This is a genomic window from Bradyrhizobium liaoningense, assembly GCF_018130785.1.
GTDB lineage: Bacteria > Pseudomonadota > Alphaproteobacteria > Rhizobiales > Xanthobacteraceae > Bradyrhizobium > Bradyrhizobium liaoningense_A.
In genome coordinates, this window is the sequence record NZ_JAFCJT010000010.1 from 85,469 (window position 1) to 106,136 (window position 20,668).

Annotated in this window: 17 protein-coding genes; 9 read left to right on the forward strand and 8 right to left on the reverse strand. The window is 63.7% G+C overall.

Features of this window, described 5'->3' with window-relative positions; genetic code table 11:
* Window positions 1-194 precede the first annotated feature (194 nt).
* A complete protein-coding gene (locus JQ627_RS21015) occupies window positions 195-1,400 on the forward strand; it encodes an ABC transporter substrate-binding protein (protein WP_212486060.1) in 1,206 nt (401 codons plus the stop codon).
* Here the strand turns inward: JQ627_RS21015 and JQ627_RS21020 are convergent.
* The 3 genes from JQ627_RS21020 to JQ627_RS21030 form a co-directional block, all read right to left on the reverse strand.
* Window positions 1,351-2,262: a DMT family transporter gene (locus JQ627_RS21020; RefSeq protein ID WP_212486061.1), complete on the reverse strand. Its 912-nt coding sequence runs from the start codon at window positions 2,260-2,262 to the stop codon at window positions 1,351-1,353. The genes JQ627_RS21015 and JQ627_RS21020 overlap by 50 nt on opposite strands.
* An 85-nt stretch (window positions 2,263-2,347) precedes the next feature.
* Entirely contained in the window at window positions 2,348-2,962 is a 615-nt protein-coding gene (locus JQ627_RS21025; protein WP_212486062.1) for a TetR/AcrR family transcriptional regulator, read from the reverse strand.
* Between the two features lie 155 nt (window positions 2,963-3,117).
* Window positions 3,118-6,456: an AAA family ATPase gene (locus JQ627_RS21030; protein WP_212486063.1), complete on the reverse strand. Its 3,339-nt coding sequence runs from the start codon at window positions 6,454-6,456 to the stop codon at window positions 3,118-3,120.
* 516 nt (window positions 6,457-6,972) lie between these two features.
* Here JQ627_RS21030 and JQ627_RS21035 point away from each other — a divergent pair.
* The 3 genes from JQ627_RS21035 (at window position 6,973) to JQ627_RS21045 (ending at window position 9,377) form a co-directional block, all read left to right on the forward strand.
* A complete protein-coding gene (locus tag JQ627_RS21035; protein ID WP_212486064.1) occupies window positions 6,973-7,500 on the forward strand; it encodes a Cache 3/Cache 2 fusion domain-containing protein in 528 nt (175 codons plus the stop codon).
* 1,034 nt (window positions 7,501-8,534) lie between these two features.
* Window positions 8,535-8,846 carry a hypothetical protein gene (locus JQ627_RS21040; protein WP_212486065.1) on the forward strand — a complete coding sequence of 104 codons (312 nt, stop codon included), beginning with the start codon at window positions 8,535-8,537 and terminating at the stop codon, window positions 8,844-8,846.
* A gap of 288 nt (window positions 8,847-9,134) precedes the next feature.
* Window positions 9,135-9,377, forward strand: a complete 243-nt coding sequence (locus tag JQ627_RS21045) for a PilZ domain-containing protein (RefSeq protein ID WP_212486066.1) — start codon at window positions 9,135-9,137, stop codon at window positions 9,375-9,377.
* 229 nt (window positions 9,378-9,606) lie between these two features.
* Here JQ627_RS21045 and JQ627_RS21050 read toward each other — a convergent pair whose 3' ends face one another.
* Entirely contained in the window at window positions 9,607-11,097 is a 1,491-nt protein-coding gene (locus JQ627_RS21050) for a hypothetical protein (protein WP_212486067.1), read from the reverse strand.
* 415 nt (window positions 11,098-11,512) lie between these two features.
* On the opposite strand from JQ627_RS21050, the gene JQ627_RS21055 reads away from it, so the two are divergent.
* Together JQ627_RS21055 and JQ627_RS21060 are read left to right on the forward strand one after the other, a co-directional pair.
* Window positions 11,513-11,677 carry a Flp family type IVb pilin gene (locus JQ627_RS21055; RefSeq protein WP_166813359.1) on the forward strand — a complete coding sequence of 55 codons (165 nt, stop codon included), beginning with the start codon at window positions 11,513-11,515 and terminating at the stop codon, window positions 11,675-11,677.
* A 424-nt stretch (window positions 11,678-12,101) separates the two neighbouring features.
* Window positions 12,102-12,782: a TetR family transcriptional regulator gene (locus JQ627_RS21060; protein ID WP_212486068.1), complete on the forward strand. Its 681-nt coding sequence runs from the start codon at window positions 12,102-12,104 to the stop codon at window positions 12,780-12,782.
* A gap of 150 nt (window positions 12,783-12,932) precedes the next feature.
* Here the strand turns inward: JQ627_RS21060 and pyk are convergent, their stop codons facing one another.
* Entirely contained in the window at window positions 12,933-14,369 is a 1,437-nt protein-coding gene (pyk, locus tag JQ627_RS21065) for a pyruvate kinase (protein ID WP_212486069.1), read from the reverse strand.
* On the reverse strand, window positions 14,366-14,965 hold the full coding sequence (locus JQ627_RS21070) for a DUF1036 domain-containing protein (protein ID WP_212486070.1): 600 nt from the start codon (window positions 14,963-14,965) through the stop codon (window positions 14,366-14,368). Before JQ627_RS21070 ends, pyk begins: the two co-directional genes overlap by 4 nt.
* Before the next feature lie 182 nt (window positions 14,966-15,147).
* Between JQ627_RS21070 and JQ627_RS21075 the strand changes: the two genes are divergently transcribed.
* The 3 genes from JQ627_RS21075 to JQ627_RS21085 all read left to right on the forward strand — a co-directional run bounded on the left by JQ627_RS21075 (window position 15,148) and on the right by JQ627_RS21085 (window position 16,529).
* Window positions 15,148-15,453: a DUF1244 domain-containing protein gene (locus tag JQ627_RS21075; protein WP_092186846.1), complete on the forward strand. Its 306-nt coding sequence runs from the start codon at window positions 15,148-15,150 to the stop codon at window positions 15,451-15,453.
* Between the two features lie 200 nt (window positions 15,454-15,653).
* Window positions 15,654-15,926: a DUF2312 domain-containing protein gene (locus JQ627_RS21080; protein WP_014492426.1), complete on the forward strand. Its 273-nt coding sequence runs from the start codon at window positions 15,654-15,656 to the stop codon at window positions 15,924-15,926.
* 183 nt (window positions 15,927-16,109) lie between these two features.
* Window positions 16,110-16,529, forward strand: coding sequence for a DUF1801 domain-containing protein (locus JQ627_RS21085; RefSeq protein WP_212486071.1), 420 nt, complete (start codon window positions 16,110-16,112; stop codon window positions 16,527-16,529).
* Window positions 16,530-16,544: 15 nt separating this feature from the next.
* Here JQ627_RS21085 and JQ627_RS21090 read toward each other — a convergent pair whose 3' ends face one another.
* Window positions 16,545-18,158 (reverse strand): DUF882 domain-containing protein, encoded by a 1,614-nt coding sequence (locus JQ627_RS21090; RefSeq protein ID WP_212486072.1) that lies wholly within the window; start codon window positions 18,156-18,158, stop codon window positions 16,545-16,547.
* Between the two features lie 271 nt (window positions 18,159-18,429).
* Entirely contained in the window at window positions 18,430-20,643 is a 2,214-nt protein-coding gene (locus tag JQ627_RS21095) for a murein L,D-transpeptidase (RefSeq protein WP_212486073.1), read from the reverse strand.
* Window positions 20,644-20,668: the final 25 nt, after the last annotated feature.

Here is a 20,668-nt window from a genome sequence, read left to right on the forward strand (position 1 = left end):
GTCATCTCATAAGACGTTACAGATGTAGGATAGGCATGCTTCCACCTTCGCCCTCCGAGCTTCGGCGAGACAAGGCGCTTCGCCCACCCCTGCGATCGCCGCCCGATAATGATTGGAATTCGCCGCGATGTCATGGCATGCTCTCGTCAAATAAAGGTGCGGCGCGATCGCATCGACATAAGGGGAGGGAGCTGATGCGCTTGAATGCAGCATTGGGCGCGCTTGGCGCCGTTTCGTTCCTGCTGCTGCCTGCTGCTTCGCTTGCCGCCGAGATGCGCGGCGTTACGCCAACCGAAATCAGGATCGGCCAGACCATGCCCTACAGCGGCCCGGTCTCCGCGTTCGGCGCGCTCGGCAAGGGCGAGGTCGGCTATTTCAAGATGCTCAACGAGAGGGGCGGCATCAACGGCCGCAAGGTCAACCTGATCTCGCTCGACGACAGCTACGCGCCGCCGAAATCGGTCGAGCAGACGCGCAGGCTGGTCGAGAGCGACGAAGTCGCGCTGATTTTCTCCTCGATCGGCACTGCCCACAACACGGCGATCGCGAAATATCTCCAGAGCAAGAACGTGCCGCAGCTCTTCATCGGCTCCGGCGCCTCTAAATTCGCCGCCATCGCGCAATATCCGCAGGCGACGATGGGCGTGCAGGCGCCGTTCCGCTACGAGGCGCGGCTCTATGCGCGCTTTGCGCTGGCGAAGAACCCGAACGCGAAATTCGCCGTGATCTCGCAGAACGACGATTACGGCCGCGACTATCTCGCCGGCCTCAAGGACGTGCTCGGCGAGAAATACGATGCCGTCGTGACCGGTGCGACCTACGAGATCCAGGATCCCACGATCGACTCCCAGATCGTGAAATTGAAAGCATCAGGCGCCGATGTGTTCGTGATCGCGGCGACGCCGAAATTCGCGGCGCAGGCGATCCGCAAATCCTTCGAGATCGGCTGGCGTCCGATGACGTTCCTCTCCAATGTCGCGGTGTGGGTCTCGACCGTGATGGAGCCTGCGGGCCTGGAAGCCGGCACCGGCATTCTCTCCACCGCCTATGTGAAGGACCCCGACGATCCCGCCTGGAAGGACGATCCCGGCGTCAAGGGCTGGCGCGAGTTCATGACGAAATACGTGCCGGAGGCCGATCAGCACGACACCAACTACGTCAACGCCTACAACAGCGCGATGGCGCTGGAGGCGGTGCTGAAGGCGTGCGGCGACGACCTTTCGACCGAGAACATCCTGAAGCAGGCTTACGCGATCCGCGATCTTGAACTGCCGATGCTGCTGCCCGGTATCAAGGTCAATACCGGCCCGACCGATCACGTCCCGGTCGACCAGATGCAGTTCATGCGCTTCAACGGCAAGAGCTGGGAGCGTTTTGGCGAATTGCAGACGGGGAATTGAAGGCATCAGCTCGCGCGCGCGGTCTGACCTGTGTCAGCGCCACGCCTGATATCGCGAGCAGCCCGCCGACGATCAGCTTCGGGGTCATGCGCTCGCCGAGGAACAACACGCTCGACATCAAGGCGAACACCGGAAGCAGCAGGCCGAAAGGTGCGACGCGGCCCATGGAGCAGCGTCCGATCAGCCAGAACCAAAGGCCGAACCCCAGGATTCCGCCGATGAAGATCGTGTAGGCGAGCGCGAGCCAGCCACGTCCGTCCGCCGTGACGAGGCTCGCCGCCTGCCCATATTCCAGCAGCTGCGACATCACCAGGACCTGTGGCACCGTGAACAGCGACGACCATCCCATCAGCATCAGTGGATCAAAGGGGCCGTGGCGTTTGGTCAGGACATTGGACACGGCGAATGCGAAGGCGGCTGCGACCACGAGCAGCAGCGGCAGGATGCTTGCCGAAAGTCCGGGCCCCGCCGCCAGCACGACCACGCCGGCGAAGGCCAGCGCCACGCCGGCGGAGGTGGTCGTAGACGGCTTCTCGCCGAGCAGCGGCCACGCCAGCAGGACGGTGAAGGGCGTCGCGAGCTGATAGGCGACGGCCGACATGCTTCCCGAGCCGAGCCCGAGGCCGACATAGAACAGCCCGAAGTTCAGGCCGCCGAGGAAAATCGAAATCGCGGCGATGGGGCCAAGCTGCTTTCGTGTAGGTTTTCTGACGAACGGAACGAGCAGCAATGCGATGGCGAGGAAGCGCAGCGCGAGGAAGAAGAGCGGCGGAAACTCCGCAACGCCCACCTTGATGGCCACGAACTGGTAGCCCCAGAGCAGGGGAACGGCTACCGCGCAGGCGATCTGGAGGGCGGACATGGCATCTTCCTTTCTAGACTGATTGGTCCATATATCGGCGCGGCGGAAGCGAAGGCGTCACGGAGTGTCGACATGATCGGGTTATCTAGCTGACGAAGCGGTCGAGAAGCGCGTCGGCGGTAGCTTGCGATGTGGCTCGCGCCGGGGCCGTCTTGCCGACCACGCGCAGCCCTTCGACGAAGCAGACGAGAATTTTCGCGGCCGTGGCGGGATCGACTCCATCGGCCAGCTTGCCTGCACTCTTCGCGCGGGAGAGCGCACCAGCCACCCTGGTCTCCAAACTTCTGAAGAAGCCCGCAACGCGGCGGGCGACCTCCGCATCCTGGCCGGCCAGCTCCATGGCGGTGGCCACCAGCAGGCATCCGCGCCGGCCATTGGCACCGCTGGTGCGTTCGACGTAGCCGGAGAGATAGGCCCGCAAGGCGTCGACCGGCTCCCTGCCGGGGGCGAGCTCGACATCCATCCGCGCCACCGCATCCGCGATGTAGCGATCGAGCGCCCGCAGGAAGAGCGAGTGCTTGTCACCGAAAGCGGCATAAAGGCTGCCCCGCGAGAGCCTCGTGGCCCGCAGCAGGTCCGGCAGCGCCGTCGCGTGATAGCCGCGCGACCAGAACACATCCATGGCGCGTTCGACCGCGGCGTCCACGTCGAAGCTTCGGGGGCGGCCACGGGGCGATTGCGCTGGGGGCTGGCGGCTCATGATCAATATATAGACCGATCGGTCTTTAAATCGCAAGTACCCACTTCGGGACAAAGGCCGACGTCAGCGTCGAACGCTGAAATGGCTGCCTAGGGCCGGTTCCGGGCCTCGACGATGACAGGCCCGCACCGGGGCGCCCAACCAGCTATTGTGCCTTAGGTCGGTCCATCGAAAATCGCCTTGGCCTCGATGAAATCGCGCGTGTCCAAGCCTTCGGTGAAGCGGCCGAGCACCGGCGCCAGCAGGGTACGCGCCTGGCTGACCTTACCTGCCTCGCGCCATAGCCGGGCGAGCCCTGTCGCCGCGCGTAGCTCCCACATGCGCGCCGACTGCGCGGTCGCAAGCGTGCGCGCTCGCTCGAATTCCAGTCCAGCGTTGACCTTATCACCCTTTGCAAGTGCGAGTTCGGCGGCAAGCCGATGCACCTCCGCCTCGTACCAGCGCTCGTCCGTGGTCCGCACCAGGCGCAGTGCCTCGTCGAGCTGTTCCTCCGCCTCCGACCATCGACCCGCCCGCAGACAGGTCTCGGCCAGGATCGATCTCTTGTAGGGATGCTCGACCTTCTGCTCCGTTGCGGCGAGCTTTGCCAGCGCTTCACGCATCAAGTCGATGCCGTCTTCCGGCGCGCCGCGAATGGCCCGCGTCCAGCCTTCGAAAAGATGAGCGGTCGCGTGGAACACGACGATCCCTCTCTTCGCTGCAAGATCGACCAGAGTAGCAATATTCGCCTCCACCGCCGCACAATCCCCGCTCATGTGATGTAGATAGCAATCGTTGCTGAGGGCCATCGCGTAGTAGAACTCCGAGCGGTCCCTGGCCACTCCAATGGCTTCTCCGGCCAACGCATGCCCCTGGTTCGGAAATCCCAGCGCGAACATGGTCCATGCCAGGTATATCAGCGGGAAGGTGGGATACTGGCCGTGCGAGTATCGATTGACGCGCTCGCGGTCTACGCCATCGACGCGCAGCGAATCTTCCAGGTGCTGGCGAGCGCGAACAAGATCACCCAACAAGAACGCTGTACTGCCAATCAGGTACTCTGCCACCTTCAGCGCTGAAGCATTATGATCATGCTCCGCAATCTCCATGAACTCGCTCGCATAGCGTTCGGCATCGTGCAGCTTCGGCCGGTTGAAGGCACCGACAAACTGTCCATAGATGACTTCCAGCAGCCGATCGGCGTCGCCAACTTCCTCGCATAGTGCGCGGGCACGCCTATAGGTGAGCTCAGTCTGCGGTGAGCCCGAGCCACGGATGGCCCGGTACACCGCGCCGAGCGCCATCTGCAGGTCAAGCTCGGTACGCTTCCGCGCCTCGTCGCGCAGTTGCGGCACAAGTGCGACCGCGGCGGTCAAGACGTGCTCGGCCTCGACGTAATTGGAGCGTTCGCGCGCACGCGTGCCGGACCGCTGCCAATAGGCGATTGCGCGATCATATATGCCGGCGGCCGCGTAGTGGTGCGCCAGCAGTTCGGGCTGCGCTTCTGCAATCTCCGGGAATTGCTGCTCAAGTACGTCGGCGCTCTGTGCATGAAGTTGCTGTCTGGAGGTCAGGAGCAGCGTCCCGTAGGCGGCGTCCTGCACCAGTGCGTGCTTGAAGACGTAGCTGGTTTGAGGGGGCGAGCCGCGGCGGAACAGGAGTCCTGCCTGAACCAACGCATCCAAGGCCCCGGTCAGTGCGCCCCGGTTCGGTGGCAAGACAGCCGTCAGGAGGGCCTCGCTGAATTCGCGGCCCAGCACCGCCGCCACTTGCGCGACCTCCTTCGTCCCCGCCGTCCGGTCCAGCCGCGCAACGAGCGCGTCCTGCAGCGTCATCGGAACCGATAGCTGTAGTCGCCCGGCACGCCCGCAACCAGCTTCGTCGTTGGCCAAGCCGGCCTCGAGGACCGCCTTGGTCAGCTCCTCGATGAAAAGCGGCACGCCGTCCGTTTTTGCCACAATCTCTTGAATTATTTCCGCCGGCAGCGCTTCGGTGGCAGCCAACGCACCGACCATGTCAGCTGCCTGCGCTCGGCTCAGCCGATTGAGCATAAGCATGGTCAGATGGGGGCGGCCGCTCCATGGCGGTATGTAGTCGGGTCGGTAGGTAATCAGGATCAGGACGCGAGAATCCTGCACACGATCCATCGCGGCCGCGATGACGTCTGCGCTCGAAGCGTCGATCCAATGCGCGTCTTCCACCACGATCAGTACCGGCTTCCGGGTCGCCAGCCCAAGCACTCGATCGACCAATGCTGTCACGGTTCTCCGCTTAAGGCTCTCTGCCGTCAGCTCCAGCCTCGGATAGTGCGAAGCCACAGGGATCGACAGCAAGCCTGCAAACAGCGAAGCGATCTCGGGCACTGCCTGTTCGGATTCGGCCAGCATCTGCTCGAGCTTGTTCAGTTTGATCGCAGGCGGATCGGTTGGCAGGAACCCGGCTGCCTGTACCAACTGGCGCGCGAAGGGATATAGCGCGCTGGTCGTGAAATATGCCGAGCATTGGCACCGCAAGCGTACGTGCGGCAGGTCCGCTATTCGCTCGACGAGCGCCTCGGCAATCCGCGACTTGCCGATGCCAGGCTCCCCACAGAGCAAGACAACCTGGCCGTCGCCCTGCTTCGCCTGCTCCCAGCGACGCAGCAAAAAATTGACCTCCTCCTCGCGACCGATCAGCGGGAATGGCCCGCCAGGATGCAGCGCCTCGAAGCGGCTCTCGGTCAGACGCTCGCCGGTCACTCGCCACGCCTGCACAGGACGGGCGACGCCTTTCAGCTGGTGGACACCGATGTCTTCGTAGGTGAAAAGGCCTCCGACAAGGCGCTGCGTGCTGGCGCTGATTACCAAGGCATTGGGGGTGGCCAGCGACTGGAGCCGCGCAGCAACATTCGGTGTTTCACCGACGATCGCCATTTCCTCGCGTGCCCCGACCGCACCCATTTCTCCGGCCACCACGAGCCCGGTGTGCACGCCAAGGCGGACACCGAGCTGGATACCGACTTTCCTGAACAAATCTCGATTCAGCAGCGCGACCGCCTCGACGATATCGAGCCCGGCACTGACCGCACGTTGAGCGTCATCCTCATGCGCACGTGGAAGGCCGAAATAGACGAGCAGACCATCTCCAAGGTATTTCGCGAGATGACCGTCGTAGCGGTCGATCACGACGGCGCATGCCGCCTGATAGGCGAGCAGTAGATCGCGCAGCTGTTCAGGGTCCAGGGTACTGGAGAGAGCGGTGGAGTCGACGAGGTCGCAGAACATGACCGTCAATTGACGGCGTTCCCCCTCGGATGCGCTCGGAGCCGGAATGGCTGTCGCGTGCGTCGCCTGCGCGAGACCGGCGATCGCCTTGAGCAAACGTTTGCGGTCTGCCAGGCGTGCAATCCCGAGATCTTTCAGATCCTCGTTACTGAGCTCGGACAGCAGATCAAGGTCGACGCCGTTCTCGGCGAATGTTTCGGCAAATCGTCCAAGCCCGAGATCCTCGAGCCAAGCCCTGACATCGTGGCTCATTGCCGTGTCCTCGGACCCCCAAGAGTATCGCTTGAGTTCGCCGGCCCGTCACTGAGGTGGAGCGAGCTGACCGTTATCTTTGGCCGATGAGCAATCCTATCTCATACTATTTCGCCTGTGGGGCAAGGGGCAATCTTCGCTCGAATGCTGCTTGCTTCGCGGGATCGACCATCGTTGCGCGGTGCGGGACAACGCGGCTGGACTCAAATCGTGTTCTCGCAGGTGAGGGGTGTCGCGAGCACGCGCGCCACGAGAGACCAACGCGCGGGCCGCGACCGCGCTTTGCGGCGAGGGCAGAAGTGATGTAACTTCTCTTGCGAGCTGCCATGAGGACGTGCCGACAGTCCTGTGTTCGCCAACTATCTTAGCGGCAGCGCTGATGCCGTCGGCGGGCAAATTCCTAGACCTGTAATCTCTGGTCTGTTCAATCGCAGTCAAAACCGAGGCGCGAATGACGTGCACACCGCGTGAGGTGCGCGTGAAGGAAAATGCCGTATTTCACATCAGGAGCTTACAATGGATCGGAAAACCTTTCTGGTCGGCATTATCGCCGCCGCATGCCTTGTTACAACCTCTACACTCATGCCGGGCACCGGGCACGCCCAAGCGGATCCGAGAGTAACGAAATCGATGGAATCCTTAAAAGCTATGACGGCGAAATTAGGAGCCCCCAAGCTCGAAGGAAGGGAAGCTGTTGGGGGCAAAGACGCACCCGCTCTGTATTTCGGCACGACTAAGATCAGTAACAACTTTGACATCGTCGACGCGGTTGGAAGCGAGGACGGCAAAGGGATGACGGCCACGCTGTTTGCAAAAGACGGAGGCGAATACGTCCGAGTATCCACAAGTGTGCCAAAGCCCGATGGAAGCGGCCGAGCAGTTGGCACCGTCCTAGCCGGGCCAGCGCTTGAATCGATCAAGGCGGGGAAGAGCTATTACGGCGAGGTGCCGATACTGGGTACGCCCTACATAACGGGATACGAACCGATCAAGGACAGTACGGGCGCCGAAATCGGCGCCTATTACGTCGGCTACAAGAAGTAGTCGAGAGCCATAAGAAATCGTCTGGCGACACTGGACGCGCAGCCGTGGCTGTCGAGGCCCGAGTTGGGTCAAAATGCGGAGAACTCAGAGTGAGCAAAGTCAGTCCGCTCCACCCACCAAGCGGACCTCAATGAAAGGTGTCTCCACTTCGCTGATGGGTCACAAGCAGAAGAAAGCGCGGGTTGATGGAGCGGGGCGCGGCCGCTCGCCCGCGGAGGGTGTGTTCAACTGCTTATCCTGAAGCCGAAAAGTCTTCCAATACTCGAAAGGGCTAACTCGATAGTTCAGTTGCGCGGCGCGGCTCGACTGAGCAAGGTCATTATGCCGGACAATTGCCGTTTAACCCCGTCGGGTCTGCCTCAGATCAGCCGGCGAGCGATGATTCCGCTCGTTTGGTTCGATTGGATGGCACACAGCTGCTCGGAGCCTTTCGTGTGGTCCTATGCTGTTGCGGCGCTGTTCCTAGCGCTGTTAATGTTTGGTGCGATCGGGCTTGTTATTTTCAGCTTTGACTTTCCTGATGAACCGCGAGCTTAAGCATCGCTCATTCAGGCGTCGCGCACCAAGGCTGGAGTCCCGCTAGGGGCTGTTATCGGAAGCCAGCCGTCGGCCGGTCGGAATGACTGCTAAGGGGCCAGAGGCTCACTTAGCTACCTGCCTCGTTTCACAAAGGGGCGCCAAAACCTATCCTGCGGCAAGCCGTCCATAACCGATGCAGCTCATCGTCTGATGGGGCCCGAGTGGTCCATGCCGGTCTCGATGCACTCTTTCTTCAATTTTCTGTATTCCGGCGATCCGTAGAAATAGAGACCCGCAAGCATGGCCAGCGCCAAGCCTACACCCACCACGGCGCGCCGCATTAGCCTTCGTCGTCAGTCATGCGTTTCCTCGTCGTCGCGCGGGCCAAGGATCTGCCATTGCCTCCGGTACAATCGTACGCGCCAAAAACCGATAGCACATCTTGTAAGCATTTTAAGAAACTATTGAATGTTGGCCATAATACTCGATGCATATTGAATATTTTGAGGACAATGATGTCCGACATCATCAATTTCCCTCGTCCCGCACCGCATGCTGCCATCGTTCGGCTAAATGGACTCACAAATGTGCTGTCCGAGTTGGATGGAGAGAACCTTCGCACCCTAGATGACATGCGTCACGCACTATGGGTGCTCGACCTTGCCAACCAGTGCGTTCGGATCATTCTCCGCGATTTCGCAGATGATCCGAACATCCGTCAGCTTGCTCGGCACGCGGAAGAGCTGACCGCTTCGATGGAGGAAGCCCGTTACCTGGTTCAGGACCGGGGCAACAAATACCTGACACTGCGCCGCTCCCGGCGGTGACGCCGACCTGGTTGGAAGATGATCTAACGCGAGGTTGAAAGGGCCCGGGATATGAGGCTTGTCGCAACCCATCGGTATTCTTTTCTCGATGTCCAGACTCTGACTGAGCGTCAGGCGCGTGACACGCTATTTCGATACGGCGACAATTCCTTCCTGTTGCACATGACTCCCGGCGAAGGGGAGGACGACCAGCTTTTCTGGTTGGATAGCCGTGCGGCACTGCTCTGGATAAATCAAAGCGTCGAGGAATTCGGATCATTCTAAGGGGGGAATAGGAGCCTGCAGCCAATGGTAGAGACCCGGCATGCACCACGGTTCCGAGTGGCAATGCCAGCCCAGATCGAGTGCAGGCGCGACAAAATTCCTTGCGTGATCCGCAATATCTCGACGTCAGGTGCGGCGCTGCAACTTCAGGAATCGACTGACCGAATACCTGTCGCCTTCGCATTGATCGTATTGGACTCTGCTCTGAAGTTGCCCTGTCGCGTGGTCTGGCGGGCCCCCTTCAGAATCGGCGTGATGTTCGTTTGAAGGTTGTTCGGGCTTTGACGGCAGGTAATTTGGCGCTCAATTACCACCAGGGGATCGTGTCAACCGGCGTCCAAGTTCGCACGCCGAAATGGCAGCCTGGCGCCCGCTTTTGGAGAACGCGCGGTGTCTCCTATGGTCAAACGGCGAAATCGCCGGAACGCGCGCCTAAGTCCGCTTCACATCTTCAAGCGAACGTCGCATCTGAGAGAACACGCCAGAAGCCGCTTCCTCACTTCGACGGCGTCGCCGCCCCGCCGTCCGCTTTCTCCCGCACATGGACGACCGCGATGTCGTCCGCGTAGATCCGCTTCCAGCCCTTGAGCTGGTCAAGGATTTGCGGGCCCGGCGCATCGGCGACCAATAGCGTCGCGTCGATCTTGTACTGGTCGAGCAGGCGCGGCAGCAGCTCGGGCTTCTTGCCTTCCGTCGCCTTGAAGAAGTCCATCACGAACTTTTCGCCATAGAGCTCGGCACGGCCGTCGACGTAAACAGGGATATCGCGCGAGATCAGATAGCCGCCGAACTGGTAGGCGTTGAAGATGCGCTGTACCCCAAGCTTCTCGAGCAGGTCGACTGCCGCAACCGGCGTCTGCGCCATCGTGAAGGTGAAGCGGTGGTGGCTCATGTAGAGCGAGGTCGAGGTCCAGCTCGCGGCGACGATCATGAGCGCGCCGATTGCGGTGACGTAGCGGGCCGGCCAGCGGTCGGCTCCAGTGGCGTCAACCGGCGGGCGCGAGAACATCTCGCCGAGCGGCTTTGCCAGCACCAGCGGCACCAGGAATGCGAATGCCTCGATGCTCCTGACATGGGTCAGTGCGCTCCAGGTCAGGAACAGGATCAGGAAGATCCTGGGCGCCGAGAGCACGAGGCCGCGATAGTAGCCGAGCGCGATCAGGCCGAGCAGTGCGCCCTCGAACGAGGTGAAGGTCGCAAAGTTCGCCGGCATCCATTCGAAGATCAGCGAGAGCAGCTCGCCGAGGCTGAGGATGTTGGTCGCGCCCATCAGTGTCCGCCAGCCGTAAGGCGTGCAGCAGGCAGCGATCAGCGCGGCGACACCGAACAGCACCCAGCGCATGAACAGGGAAAGCCGTTTTCCCTTTTCGGCGTGCTCGACCGCCTCGAGCGAGATCGGGCCGATCAGCGCAAGGCCGAGCACGAAGCCGCCATGCAGGTTTGCCCACAGCGCCATCAGCGGCAGCCAATACCAGGACGGCGCGCTCTTGCGATCGGCCGCCGCCATCAGCAGGCCGACCCAGGCCACCATGACCGGCAGCGCCAGGATATGAGGACGCGCCAGGACGTGATGCAGCGATAGCAGCAGCGCCAGCATCGCGAACAGCACCGCGCGCGGTGCGCCGATCTGCGCGTCGAGCAGGTAGACGAAGATCGCGGCCGCGAGCGCGGCCCCGATCGCGGTGAGGATCACGGGCCCGGCCCAGTCCCATTGTGCATGGGAGAAGGCGAACAGCACCTGCGACAGCCACGACGTCGAAATCCAGGTCTCGCCGGTCCGGGTGAAGGAATAGAAGTCCGTGTAGGGAAGGGCGCGGTGATCGAGGATCCATTGCCCAATCTTGATCTGCCAGAACGAGTCGGAGTCCTGAAGCAGCGTGTCGCCGACAAAGAGGAAGAAGAGATAGGCGCCGGCGCCGACGCACAGCGGCACCAGTGTGCGCGCGCGGCTCTGCACCGCGATGCTGTTGGCAAAGGAAAGGGACATGCCGCCTCGTCGTCCTGTTTGTTCTTGTCGGCCGGAGCATGATCCGGACCCGAAGGGCCGCGTTAGCGCAAAGTGTGTAGCGGTTTTCTGGGAAGATCATGCTCAAGCAATAACCTGAAGCGCGATGAACGATTCATCTCCGCGCTTCAGGTCGAGCGGGCGGCATTGGACCACGCGCGGTCATAACTTCAGGTAAATCGCGCCCCGCAGCATTGCCGCGGATAGTTACGATTTAACCGATTGTTCTCAATTCCGGTTTACCATCGTCGAATACGTGCAATCCGCTTCGTGTTTACGCAGTCGAATTAACTGCGGCGCAATTCTTTGCGTCTACGTTCGGTTCCATGGTCGGGCGGCGCTGGGAAGCTGAAGACCAGACCATTTGTAAGCCTCGTGTACTCTTTGGGAGCAGTCTATGAAGAACCTCGTTTCGCGTTTCGTGAAGGATGAATCCGGCGCGACCGCCATTGAATACGGCCTGATCGCTGCCGGCATCGCGCTGGCGATCATCACCGTCGTCAACAACCTCGGCAGCTCGCTGAACACCAAGTTCGGCTCGATCTCGACCAGCCTCAAGTAAGACTGGACGATCCGAGAAAGTTTGAGAGCCCCGTCCTGGACGGGGCTCTTTTCTTTTGGGGGGCAGTCGCTACGGACGCGTTAAATTTCTCCGGCTTGCGGCATTTGAGGTGAGCGTCGTTGGGGATGCGGAAGTTTCCGCAGCCGTCATGGCTGGCTTGTTGTCCCAGCCATCCACGCCTTGCTTCGCGGGACAAAGAACGTGGATGTCCGGGCCTTCGCCGCGCCGAAGCGGCTTCGGCCGCGCAGGCGGGACGGGCCCAGGCTTGACGCTCCTGTCCATTCGCCATGACGCTCCACGCATTTGCATCTTGTCATCCAGTCTGAATAGTTGTTCAGTCCTTGCGGGACGATTTGCAACTATTGCAGTGACGACGCGTTCGGCCGCAGGGCGTGCGGCTGGCGTGTGGGACAGGAAGCGCGCCATGGTTTATCGGCGGACGCATCAAGTGGTGAAGCGCCTTGCGGCCAGGCGCAGTGCGATACTTGCTGCAGCGCGGGAAGCTGCGGCGGAGGGCGGGATGGCGGCGGTGCAGATCGCGCCGGTCGCGGTCCGGGCCAGTGTCGCGGCCGGGACGGTCTACCGCTACTTCCCGTCCAAGGCCGAGCTCATCTCCGAATTGATTGCCGAGGTGTCGCGCGACGAGCTCGCTGCGATCCGCCGGGCGGCCGATGCCGCGCCCGGCCCATCCTCGGCGCTGGCGGCAGCCGTCACCACCGTGGCGGTCCATACGCTGTCGCAGCGCAGGCTGGCCTGGGGTATCCTGGCCGAGCCGGTCGACGTCGATGTCAGCGCGTCCCGCTTGGCCAGCCGCCGCGAGATCGCCGGCGAGATCGCCACGCGGATCGACGCTGCCGTGCGTGCCGGCCACCTGCCGGCGCAGGACACCGCGCTCGCCGCCACCGCGCTGTTAGGGGCGCTGCATGAGGCGCTGGTCGGGCCGCTTGCGCCCGACAATCTCGAAGATCCCGCCAGGATGCGCGATGCGGTGCAGACCGTGACGCTGCTGGCGCTGCGCGCCGTCGGTGTCATGGACGCCCGCGCCAGGGGGCTGGTGGTGCAGCAGACGCTGTTGCCGGCGGCGAAGGCGCTGGTCGGGGCTTAAAACACCGGCGAGATCGGGGTGGAAACCTGATCGCGCTCAGGCCGTTGCCTCTGCGCGTCTTTTCGAAAAACCCCGGCACATTCGCCGGATCAGCCGGCTACTGTGCATGGGGTTGTTTTCGACATTTTTGTTTGCCGCCCGCAGGCCGACCTACATATTCGCGTCGCCCTCGGGGCCGACCGAGGCGATGCGGACCATGTTGGTGGTGCCGGGAATGCCGAGCGGCACGCCGGCGACGATGATCACGCGCTGGCCGGCGCGGACGAAGCCGTCCCTGAACGCGATCTGGCCGGCGCGGCCCACCATGTCGTCCTGGTCGCGGGCATCGTCCGCTACCACGCAATGCACGCCCCAGACGACGGCGAGCCGGCGTCCGGCGGTGATGTTCGGTGTGATCGCCACGATCGGCGGCTTCGGTCGCTCGCGCGCCACGCGCACGGCGGTCGAGCCCGAGCTGGTCCAGCAGATCAGCGCCGGCAGGTCGAGCGTCTCGGCGATCTGCCGCGCGGCGTCTGCGATGGCGTCGCCGGCAGTCGATTCCGGCGCGGGTCGCTGGGCCGCGACCACGGAGCGATAGGTCGGGTCGCGCTCAACCTCCTCGCCGATGCGGTTCATGGTCGAGACCGCCTCGACCGGGAATTTGCCGGCCGCCGATTCCGCCGACAGCATGATGGCGTCGGCGCCCTCATAGACGGCGGTGGCGACGTCGGAGACCTCGGCGCGGGTGGGCACCGGCGACTGGATCATCGATTCCAGCATCTGGGTTGCGATCACCACCGGCTTGCCGGCGCGGCGCGCCATGCGCGTCATCTGCTTCTGGAGGCTCGGCACCCGTTCCAGCGGCAGCTCGACGCCGAGGTCGCCGCGCGCCACCATCAGCGCATCGGAGGCGTCGATGATGTCGGCGAGGCGGTCGATCGCCTGCGGCTTCTCGATCTTGGCCATCACCGCGGCGCGCCCGCGGATCATCTTCTTGGCCTCGATCACGTCGTCGGCGCGCTGCACGAAGGACAGCGCGATCCAGTCGACGCCGGTCACCAGCGCGGCCTCGAGGTCGGCGCGGTCCTTCGGCGTCATCGCCGAGACCGGCAGGTCGGTGTCGGGCAGGCTGACGCCCTTGCGGTCGGACATCCGGCCGCCGACCACGACACGCGTCACCGCGTGCTCTTTCGAGGTCTCCTCCGCGATCAGGCGCACCTTGCCGTCGTCGAGCAGCAGCGAATGGCCGGGCCTGAGCGCAGCCAGGATCTCCGGATGCGGGAGATTGACGCGCGTGGCATCACCCGGCGCCTTGTCGGAATCGAGCGTGAAGGTCTGGCCGTTCTGGAGCTGGACCGCGCCTTCGGCGAAGGCGCCGAGCCTGAGCTTCGGGCCCTGGAGATCGACCAGGATGCCGATCGGCCGGCCATAGCTGCTCTCGACGTTGCGGATCGTCGCGACCAGCTCCCGCATCTTGTCATGCGGGGTGTGGCTCATATTGATGCGGAACAGGTCGGCGCCGGCCTCGAACAGGCGGCGGATCATCGCGAGGTCCGAAGAGGCGGGTCCAAGGGTCGCGAGAATCTTGATACGGCGAAGACGCCTCATGGCTTATTTCCAGACGGTGGCGAGGGAGCTGGCGGGAGGCCAGGCGCGGCGGGGGGCGTACCACCGGGCGGATTATTGGGCAAACCCGGAACGCCTCCACCCGGGCCGACTGGGCCCGGTAGACCGGGCACCCGCTGCTGCTGTGACGGTTGCTCGTTGGCGTCGGTCAGCTGCACGGTCCAGGCCCGCTGCTCGCCGGTATCGACCTCGAAATAGCCGGTCCGGTCGTAGCCGCGCGCGAGGCAGTCCTCGGTGCCGCGGATGGTGAATTCCTTGTCGCGCGAGCACATGAAGGCCTGGCCCGACCATTCGCCGCCGCGGTCGTAGTCGATGGCGTAGATGTAATAGTAGCGGGCGACCAGCGTTCCCCGCAGCAGGGTCTCGCAGGAGCGGGACGAGATGTTCCACCAGCCCTCGGTGGTCCAGCCCTCTGCGTCCTTGTAGCCGAGGGCAATGCCGACCCGGCTCGCTGTGTTGTTGCAAAGCCGGAAGTCGGCGGAGGCCGGGCTGGCCCAGAGGCACAGCAGTCCAACCACGAGCACCGGGACCAACCGGGCGAGCAGGCGAAGGGGGGAGCGGGGAGATTCGGCGATCATTGTCGCGGAAGCTATATCAGATCGTTGACGATTTGGCGTAGGGCCGGGGGGCGCTTGCCCCCCGCTTGGCTCAGGGGCCGTTTGCGCCGCGATATGGCAAAATCTGTGACAAGGACCCACCTGATCCCGTAAGGGTGACCCCCATCGGGGGCAGAGCCAATTCAGGCCTAAGGGATCCAGCCATGGCAATCGACGACAAAACCAGAACGGAGCTCGAGGCGGCCGCTTTCCGGCGCCTGGTCGATCATTTGAAGACCCGGACAGACGTCCAGAACATCGACCTGATGAATCTGGCGGGCTTCTGCCGCAACTGCCTGTCCAACTGGCTCAAGGACGCCGCCGACGCCCAAGGCGTTGCTCTCAGCAAGGACGAGAGCCGCGAGGCCGTCTACGGCATGCCCTATGAGACCTGGAAATCGAAATACCAGGGCACGGCCACGCCCGAGCAGATCGAGGCAATGAAGAAGGTCCATCCCCACGGGCACTGAACTGGCTTCGTCGGACGCGGCGTCCTGAGTCGCATCACACAACAGCTTTCTTCGCCTCGCCGCAGGAAGGTGTGGGCGCGCTGTGGACGAGCGCGATGCTGCCTTGAACGCGAGAGCGGCGAACCCTAAGGGTCAACCCAGCACGCGCGGTGAGGATGCCGGCGTCACCTCGTTTTGCCAGTTCCATTGGGAGTACCAAGATGGCCACCTCCGCCGCCGTCCGCGACGACGAGCCCGCGACGAAATTTGCCAAGGACCAGCTCAAATCCATCATCGAGCGCATCGAGCGGCTGGAGGAAGAGAAGAAGGCGATCTCCGACGACATCCGCGACGTCTATGCCGAGAGCAAGGGCAATGGCTACGACGTCAAGGCGCTGCGCACCATCGTGCGGATGCGCAAGCAGGACCCGAACGAGCGCGCCGAGGCCGAGACGATCCTCGAGACCTATATGCAGGCGCTGGGAATGCTCTGAGGCCCCGCTGTCGTCCTGACGAACGCCAGGACCAATAACCACAGGACGTGGTTATTGCGGCGGCCGGCAGTTGCATTATCGTTGCGCGGGATTGATACCGCGCTTCACCGATAGATCCCGCGGTATGGGTCCTGGCGTTCGCCAGGACGACACCGGTGTTGTGGCTTCATCGGGAGAGACGCCGTGACTGCGCCGAAGCTTCCGCGCGAGGTGAGCCGTGCCTTCGGCGCTCTTCCGACGCCGATCGGCAAGCGGTTGCTTCAGGTACGCGACCTGATCTTCGCAACCGCCGCGGCGCATGAAGAGGTTGGCAAGCTCACCGAGACCCTGAAATGGGGCGAGCCCGCTTACCTGACCGACGAGACCGGCAGTGGCTCTACGATCCGGCTTGGGCGCCTGAAGGACTCCGAGCACGCCGCCATCCTGTTCAACTGCAAGACGACGCTGATCGACACCTTTCGCGAGCGCTTTCCCGATGAGTTCGAATATCGGCAGACCCGGGCGCTATTGCTGGATGTCTCGGGCAAGTTGCCCAAACAGCCGCTATCGGTCTGTCTGTCGCTGGCGCTGACGTATCATCTGGATCGGCGGCGGAAGCGCTAGCAGTGCTTGAAGACGTCAGCGCAGCGCGGCGGTGCGCATGACGAACGACGTCGTCTGGAGCTTCGCGGTCGCGCTGCCCGTAAAGCTGTCGCAGGACAGGCCCTGCATCGGATCGTCGGCAAAGCCCATCGCGATCACGGCCTGCGGCTTGACGAAATAGCCGCGCAGGGCGGCGGTATCGAGCTCGCCCATCAGCGTCACCGACATCGCGCGGCTGGCGCTCGGCGACAGCATCACGATCTTGAGCCAGATGCTCTCGCCCTTGGCCGCGGAGAGCCGGGTTGCGGTTGCGACCATGCCGTCGATGCTCTTGCCGACCACCGTGTTGATCTCGGTCGCCTGAGCGAGGCGGGACGTCGCGGGCCGGGTGGAGCGCGGGATCGGCGCGGAGGCGGCGACGACGTTGCCGCGGTCGACCGGGGATGCGGACGCCGGCGCGTAGGCCAGCGCCTGATAGGCCGCGTTGGAGACGCTTGCGGTCGGCTGCGGATCGGTGGCGGCCGCGAGCGCCTGGCGGGCCTTCAGCGCAGCCACCTGTGCCGGCGTCGCCTGCTGCGGCGTGGCCGGGGTATCCCAGAAGCCGCGGGCATTGATGATGTCGGCGGGGGTCTCGAGCTTGCCGGCGGCAGGCTTGTCAGCCACGGGCGCGGGCTTCGGCTTGGGCGGCGCAACGAGCTGCGCATCGGCCGAGGCGAGCTGGATCGTCGCGGCAATTGACGGCTTGGCGCGCGGCGTCGGCACTGGCTCTGCGGGCTTGGCTGCGGCGGCGACCACGGTCGGCGCAACGGGCTTGGCGGCCGGGGCGGGCGCGGCCTCGTCATCCTCGTCGCTGCTCGTGGCGGCCGGAGCCGGCTTGCTTTTGAACAGGGCGGCAAAGAAATTCGGCTTGCCGCCGGAATCGTCGCCAGTGCCGCGGCGCTCGATGTCGGCCTTGGCGAGCTCATAGCCCTTCAGCGGGTTGCCGTCGGTCGGGACATGGACCGTGCGGCCGTCCGGGAAGACGCGGGCGAGCTGGTCATGCGTCATGCGCGGCCAGTGACGGATGCTGCCGGTGTCCAGATGCACGAAGGGCGAGCCTGAGGTCGGATAGAAGCCGACGCCGCCGCGCTGGAGGCGCAGGCCGGCGAAGCGGATCTGCTCCAGCGGCACGCCCGGAATGTAGAAGTCCATCGCATGTCCCAGCATGTGCTGGCTGAAGCGCGCCACACCCGAAGAGCGGCGGCGGAGCATGGCGTTGGTGGCGGGGGAGCGGTAGGAGGAGATGATCTGGATCGGCTGCTTGCCGTCGACGTCGCGATAGACTTCCCAGAGGATGTCGAAGAGGTGACGGTCCATGACCGTCTCGTCCTGGGTGCGCCAATCGCGCAGGAAATGGTTGAGCTGCTTCAGCGCCGCTTCGTCGTAGCGACCGTCGCGCTTGAAGGTGACGGTGAGGTCTTCGCCGGAATGGGTGTGGTGGAAGGAGAGCGTCTTGGTCTCGTTCAGCGCGGCGGCGTTATGAACCGAGCCCGCGGCGGCAAGCAGCATCACGGAGGCGAGGCCGATCCGGGATACGGCCTTCACTCCCCCATGGGACAACGACAGCACAGCGAATTGGCGTGCGATACCAGTCAGCACGTATGAGCCCACCCAGTCGACGAGCGTTCAAATGGACTCTCCCGCCAACCCCGTTAGCGCGAGAAAGAGGATGAACGCTTTCTTAAAGCAAGAAGGTTAATTCGAGGTTGACCTTCCCGCCCCCAAACCAAGTCAGAATACGAACCTAAGCGGTTGAGTGTGGCAAAAAAACGCCCGCTGCCCGAAGGCCAAGTCGACAATGGTTAACGTCACGCGACCCCATCAGGGGATGGAGTCGCTGATTTCATTGCGGAATTTCGGGAAATGCGGCGCCGAGCCGGGCTCAGCGGGTAAACACCCGCTGCGGCCGCCGGCCGACCGGAGCCGGCGGCGGGGCCACGGTCGGGGCCCCGAACAGCCGCTCGAAGAAGTTCGGACCCGACGAGCCGAAGCCGCCGCCATTGTTGGCCACCGCAACGCCCGAGGGCAGCGTCGTCGCCGGGCGCGAATAGCTCGGCTGGGAGTGTGCGACGACGTTCTCGAGGTCCTTGCCGCGGCCGTTCTTCAGGATGTTGATCATGGTCGCGTCACGGCCATAGACGTCCTTGCGGAATTGCAGCTTGCCGCCATCATCCACGAACGCGGTCTGGTAGGTGAGGTTGACCGGGATCGGCGTCGGGAATTTCAGGTCGATCTCGCTCTTGCCGTACATGCTGCGCACGCGTTCCGGCGTGTACTTCTCGTTCGGCATGGTGATGTTGAGCAGCACGGAGGCGTACTGATCCGGGTTCTGCACGCGCATGCAGCCATGGCTGAAGGCGCGGTCTTCCTTGGCGAACAGGTTCTTGTCCGGCGTATCGTGCTGATAGACCAGGAACTTGTTCGGGAAGTTGAAGCGGATGCGGCCGAGCGCGTTGGCTTCACCGGGCGGCTGCGAGATGTGCACCGAGCCGTCGCGGTTCTGTTCGAGCCTGAGGCCCATGCGCTGGAGCACGGTCGGGTCCTGCTGAAGCGCCGGCAGGTATTCGTTGTAGACGATCGACGGCGGCACGTTCCAGGTCGGGTTGACGGTGATGTACTTCATCGTCTCGGTGAGCAGCGGCGTCGCATGCGTGCCCGGCTTGCCGGTGACGACGCGGGTGGTCCAGACCTGCTGGCCGCGCTGCATCACCTTCAGCGTGTAGTCGGGAATGTTGAGGATGACATAGGCATCGCCCAGCGAGGGCACGCCGAGGTCGCGCGGCAGCCAGCGCCAACGCTCCATGTTCACCAGCACGGTGTCGATCTGCTTGTCACGCTTCGGCGCGTTGATCGCCTTGACCGTCCTGTCGTCGAGGATGCCGGTCGCCTTGATCTCGGCACCGTTCTGGAACTTGCGCACGGCTTCGGCGACGGTGGCGTCGTAGCGGGTGTCGCTGGCGTTCTCGGTAATGCCGAGCTTGGCGCGGAGCTGGGGCACGCGCGGATCTTCGACGACGATTTCAGCCTGCTTCTTGCCGGCCGGGGTGTATTTCAGCGCCGGACCGTCGCCGATCTCGATCGCCGGGCCGCTGCCCAGGCCGCGCAGCTCTGCGAGCTTGGCCTTCAGCTCCTTGTAGAGCTTCTGCGGCGGGTTGTAGCTGTCGAGCGCTGCGGAGGCATCGGCTGCGGTCGTGACCTTGGCGAGCACCTCGCTCGGATCGACCGGATGCTCGGGATAGAGGATGTCGCCGCTGACCTGCGACCAGTGCATGCGGCCGCTCTGGGCCTGGCGCGCATAGTCGAACATGCTGGCGGTGAGCTTCAGCTCGGCATCGGCGAGCGCATCGGGCGTCGTGGCGGCGGCGAAATCCGGCACCGGATAGTCGGCGGCATTGAGACCATCGGAGGCCGCATCCTTCAGCCGCGCGATCACGCCCTTGGCCGCAGCGGTGAGGCTGCCGCCCTGGGTCCAGACCGGCGCGAAGTCGCGTGCACCGTAAAACTTCTCGATAGCGGCGCGCTCGTTCTTGCGGTCGAAATGGCGCGAGGTCTTGGCGCCGATGATGTCCTTGAGCCTGTCGGCGACCGGCTGGTCGGCGGCGGGAACATTGCTCGCGGCCTTCACCGGCTCGGCGGCGGGAGCCGCGGCGGGGGCCGCAGGCGCAACCGGCGTTGCCGTCGCGGTGTCGGCCTTTGCCGGTTCAGATGTAGCAGGCTCGGTCTTCGCGGGCTCGGTCTTGGCGGTTTCGCTCTTCGGCGCCTCGGGCGCGGGCGTGGTGGCGACGTCGGAAGGCTTGGTCTCGACCTTGTCGGGGGCCGGTGCGGCTTCGGCCTTCACGGGCGCGGTTTCCTTGGCAGGCTCCTTCGCGGAGTCCTGAACCGTCGCGGTGGTGTCGAGCTTGATGTCGGATGCGGTCGGGGGCGGGACGTTGGCGGGCTCGGGGCGCGGGATCGCGGCTTCGATCGCGAGTTCGGCGGCGCTGCTGCGCGCCTGATCCTGCGCCAGGGCCGAGCTGGCCGATACCGTGAGGAAGGTCGCTGCGACCGTCATCAAGACACGGTCAAAGCCTGCACGGTGGTTCAAACAGTCACGCATTGTGTCGCACCCCTTGGGTGAACTG

Excerpts from the sequence above, each read along its gene's own strand:
- JQ627_RS21015 (WP_212486060.1), top strand. The coding sequence starts at position 195 with ATGCGCTTGAATGCAGCATTGGGCGCGCTTGGCGCCGTTTCGTTCCTG.
- JQ627_RS21020 (WP_212486061.1), bottom strand. The coding sequence starts at position 2,262 with ATGTCCGCCCTCCAGATCGCCTGCGCGGTAGCCGTTCCCCTGCTCTGG.
- JQ627_RS21025 (WP_212486062.1), bottom strand. The coding sequence starts at position 2,962 with ATGAGCCGCCAGCCCCCAGCGCAATCGCCCCGTGGCCGCCCCCGAAGC.
- JQ627_RS21030 (WP_212486063.1), bottom strand. The coding sequence starts at position 6,456 with ATGAGCCACGATGTCAGGGCTTGGCTCGAGGATCTCGGGCTTGGACGA.
- JQ627_RS21035 (WP_212486064.1), top strand. The coding sequence starts at position 6,973 with ATGGATCGGAAAACCTTTCTGGTCGGCATTATCGCCGCCGCATGCCTT.
- JQ627_RS21040 (WP_212486065.1), top strand. The coding sequence starts at position 8,535 with ATGTCCGACATCATCAATTTCCCTCGTCCCGCACCGCATGCTGCCATC.
- JQ627_RS21045 (WP_212486066.1), top strand. The coding sequence starts at position 9,135 with ATGGTAGAGACCCGGCATGCACCACGGTTCCGAGTGGCAATGCCAGCC.
- JQ627_RS21050 (WP_212486067.1), bottom strand. The coding sequence starts at position 11,097 with ATGTCCCTTTCCTTTGCCAACAGCATCGCGGTGCAGAGCCGCGCGCGC.
- JQ627_RS21055 (WP_166813359.1), top strand. The coding sequence starts at position 11,513 with ATGAAGAACCTCGTTTCGCGTTTCGTGAAGGATGAATCCGGCGCGACC.
- JQ627_RS21060 (WP_212486068.1), top strand. The coding sequence starts at position 12,102 with ATGGTTTATCGGCGGACGCATCAAGTGGTGAAGCGCCTTGCGGCCAGG.
- pyk (WP_212486069.1), bottom strand. The coding sequence starts at position 14,369 with ATGAGGCGTCTTCGCCGTATCAAGATTCTCGCGACCCTTGGACCCGCC.
- JQ627_RS21070 (WP_212486070.1), bottom strand. The coding sequence starts at position 14,965 with ATGATCGCCGAATCTCCCCGCTCCCCCCTTCGCCTGCTCGCCCGGTTG.
- JQ627_RS21075 (WP_092186846.1), top strand. The coding sequence starts at position 15,148 with ATGGCAATCGACGACAAAACCAGAACGGAGCTCGAGGCGGCCGCTTTC.
- JQ627_RS21080 (WP_014492426.1), top strand. The coding sequence starts at position 15,654 with ATGGCCACCTCCGCCGCCGTCCGCGACGACGAGCCCGCGACGAAATTT.
- JQ627_RS21095 (WP_212486073.1), bottom strand. The coding sequence starts at position 20,643 with ATGCGTGACTGTTTGAACCACCGTGCAGGCTTTGACCGTGTCTTGATG.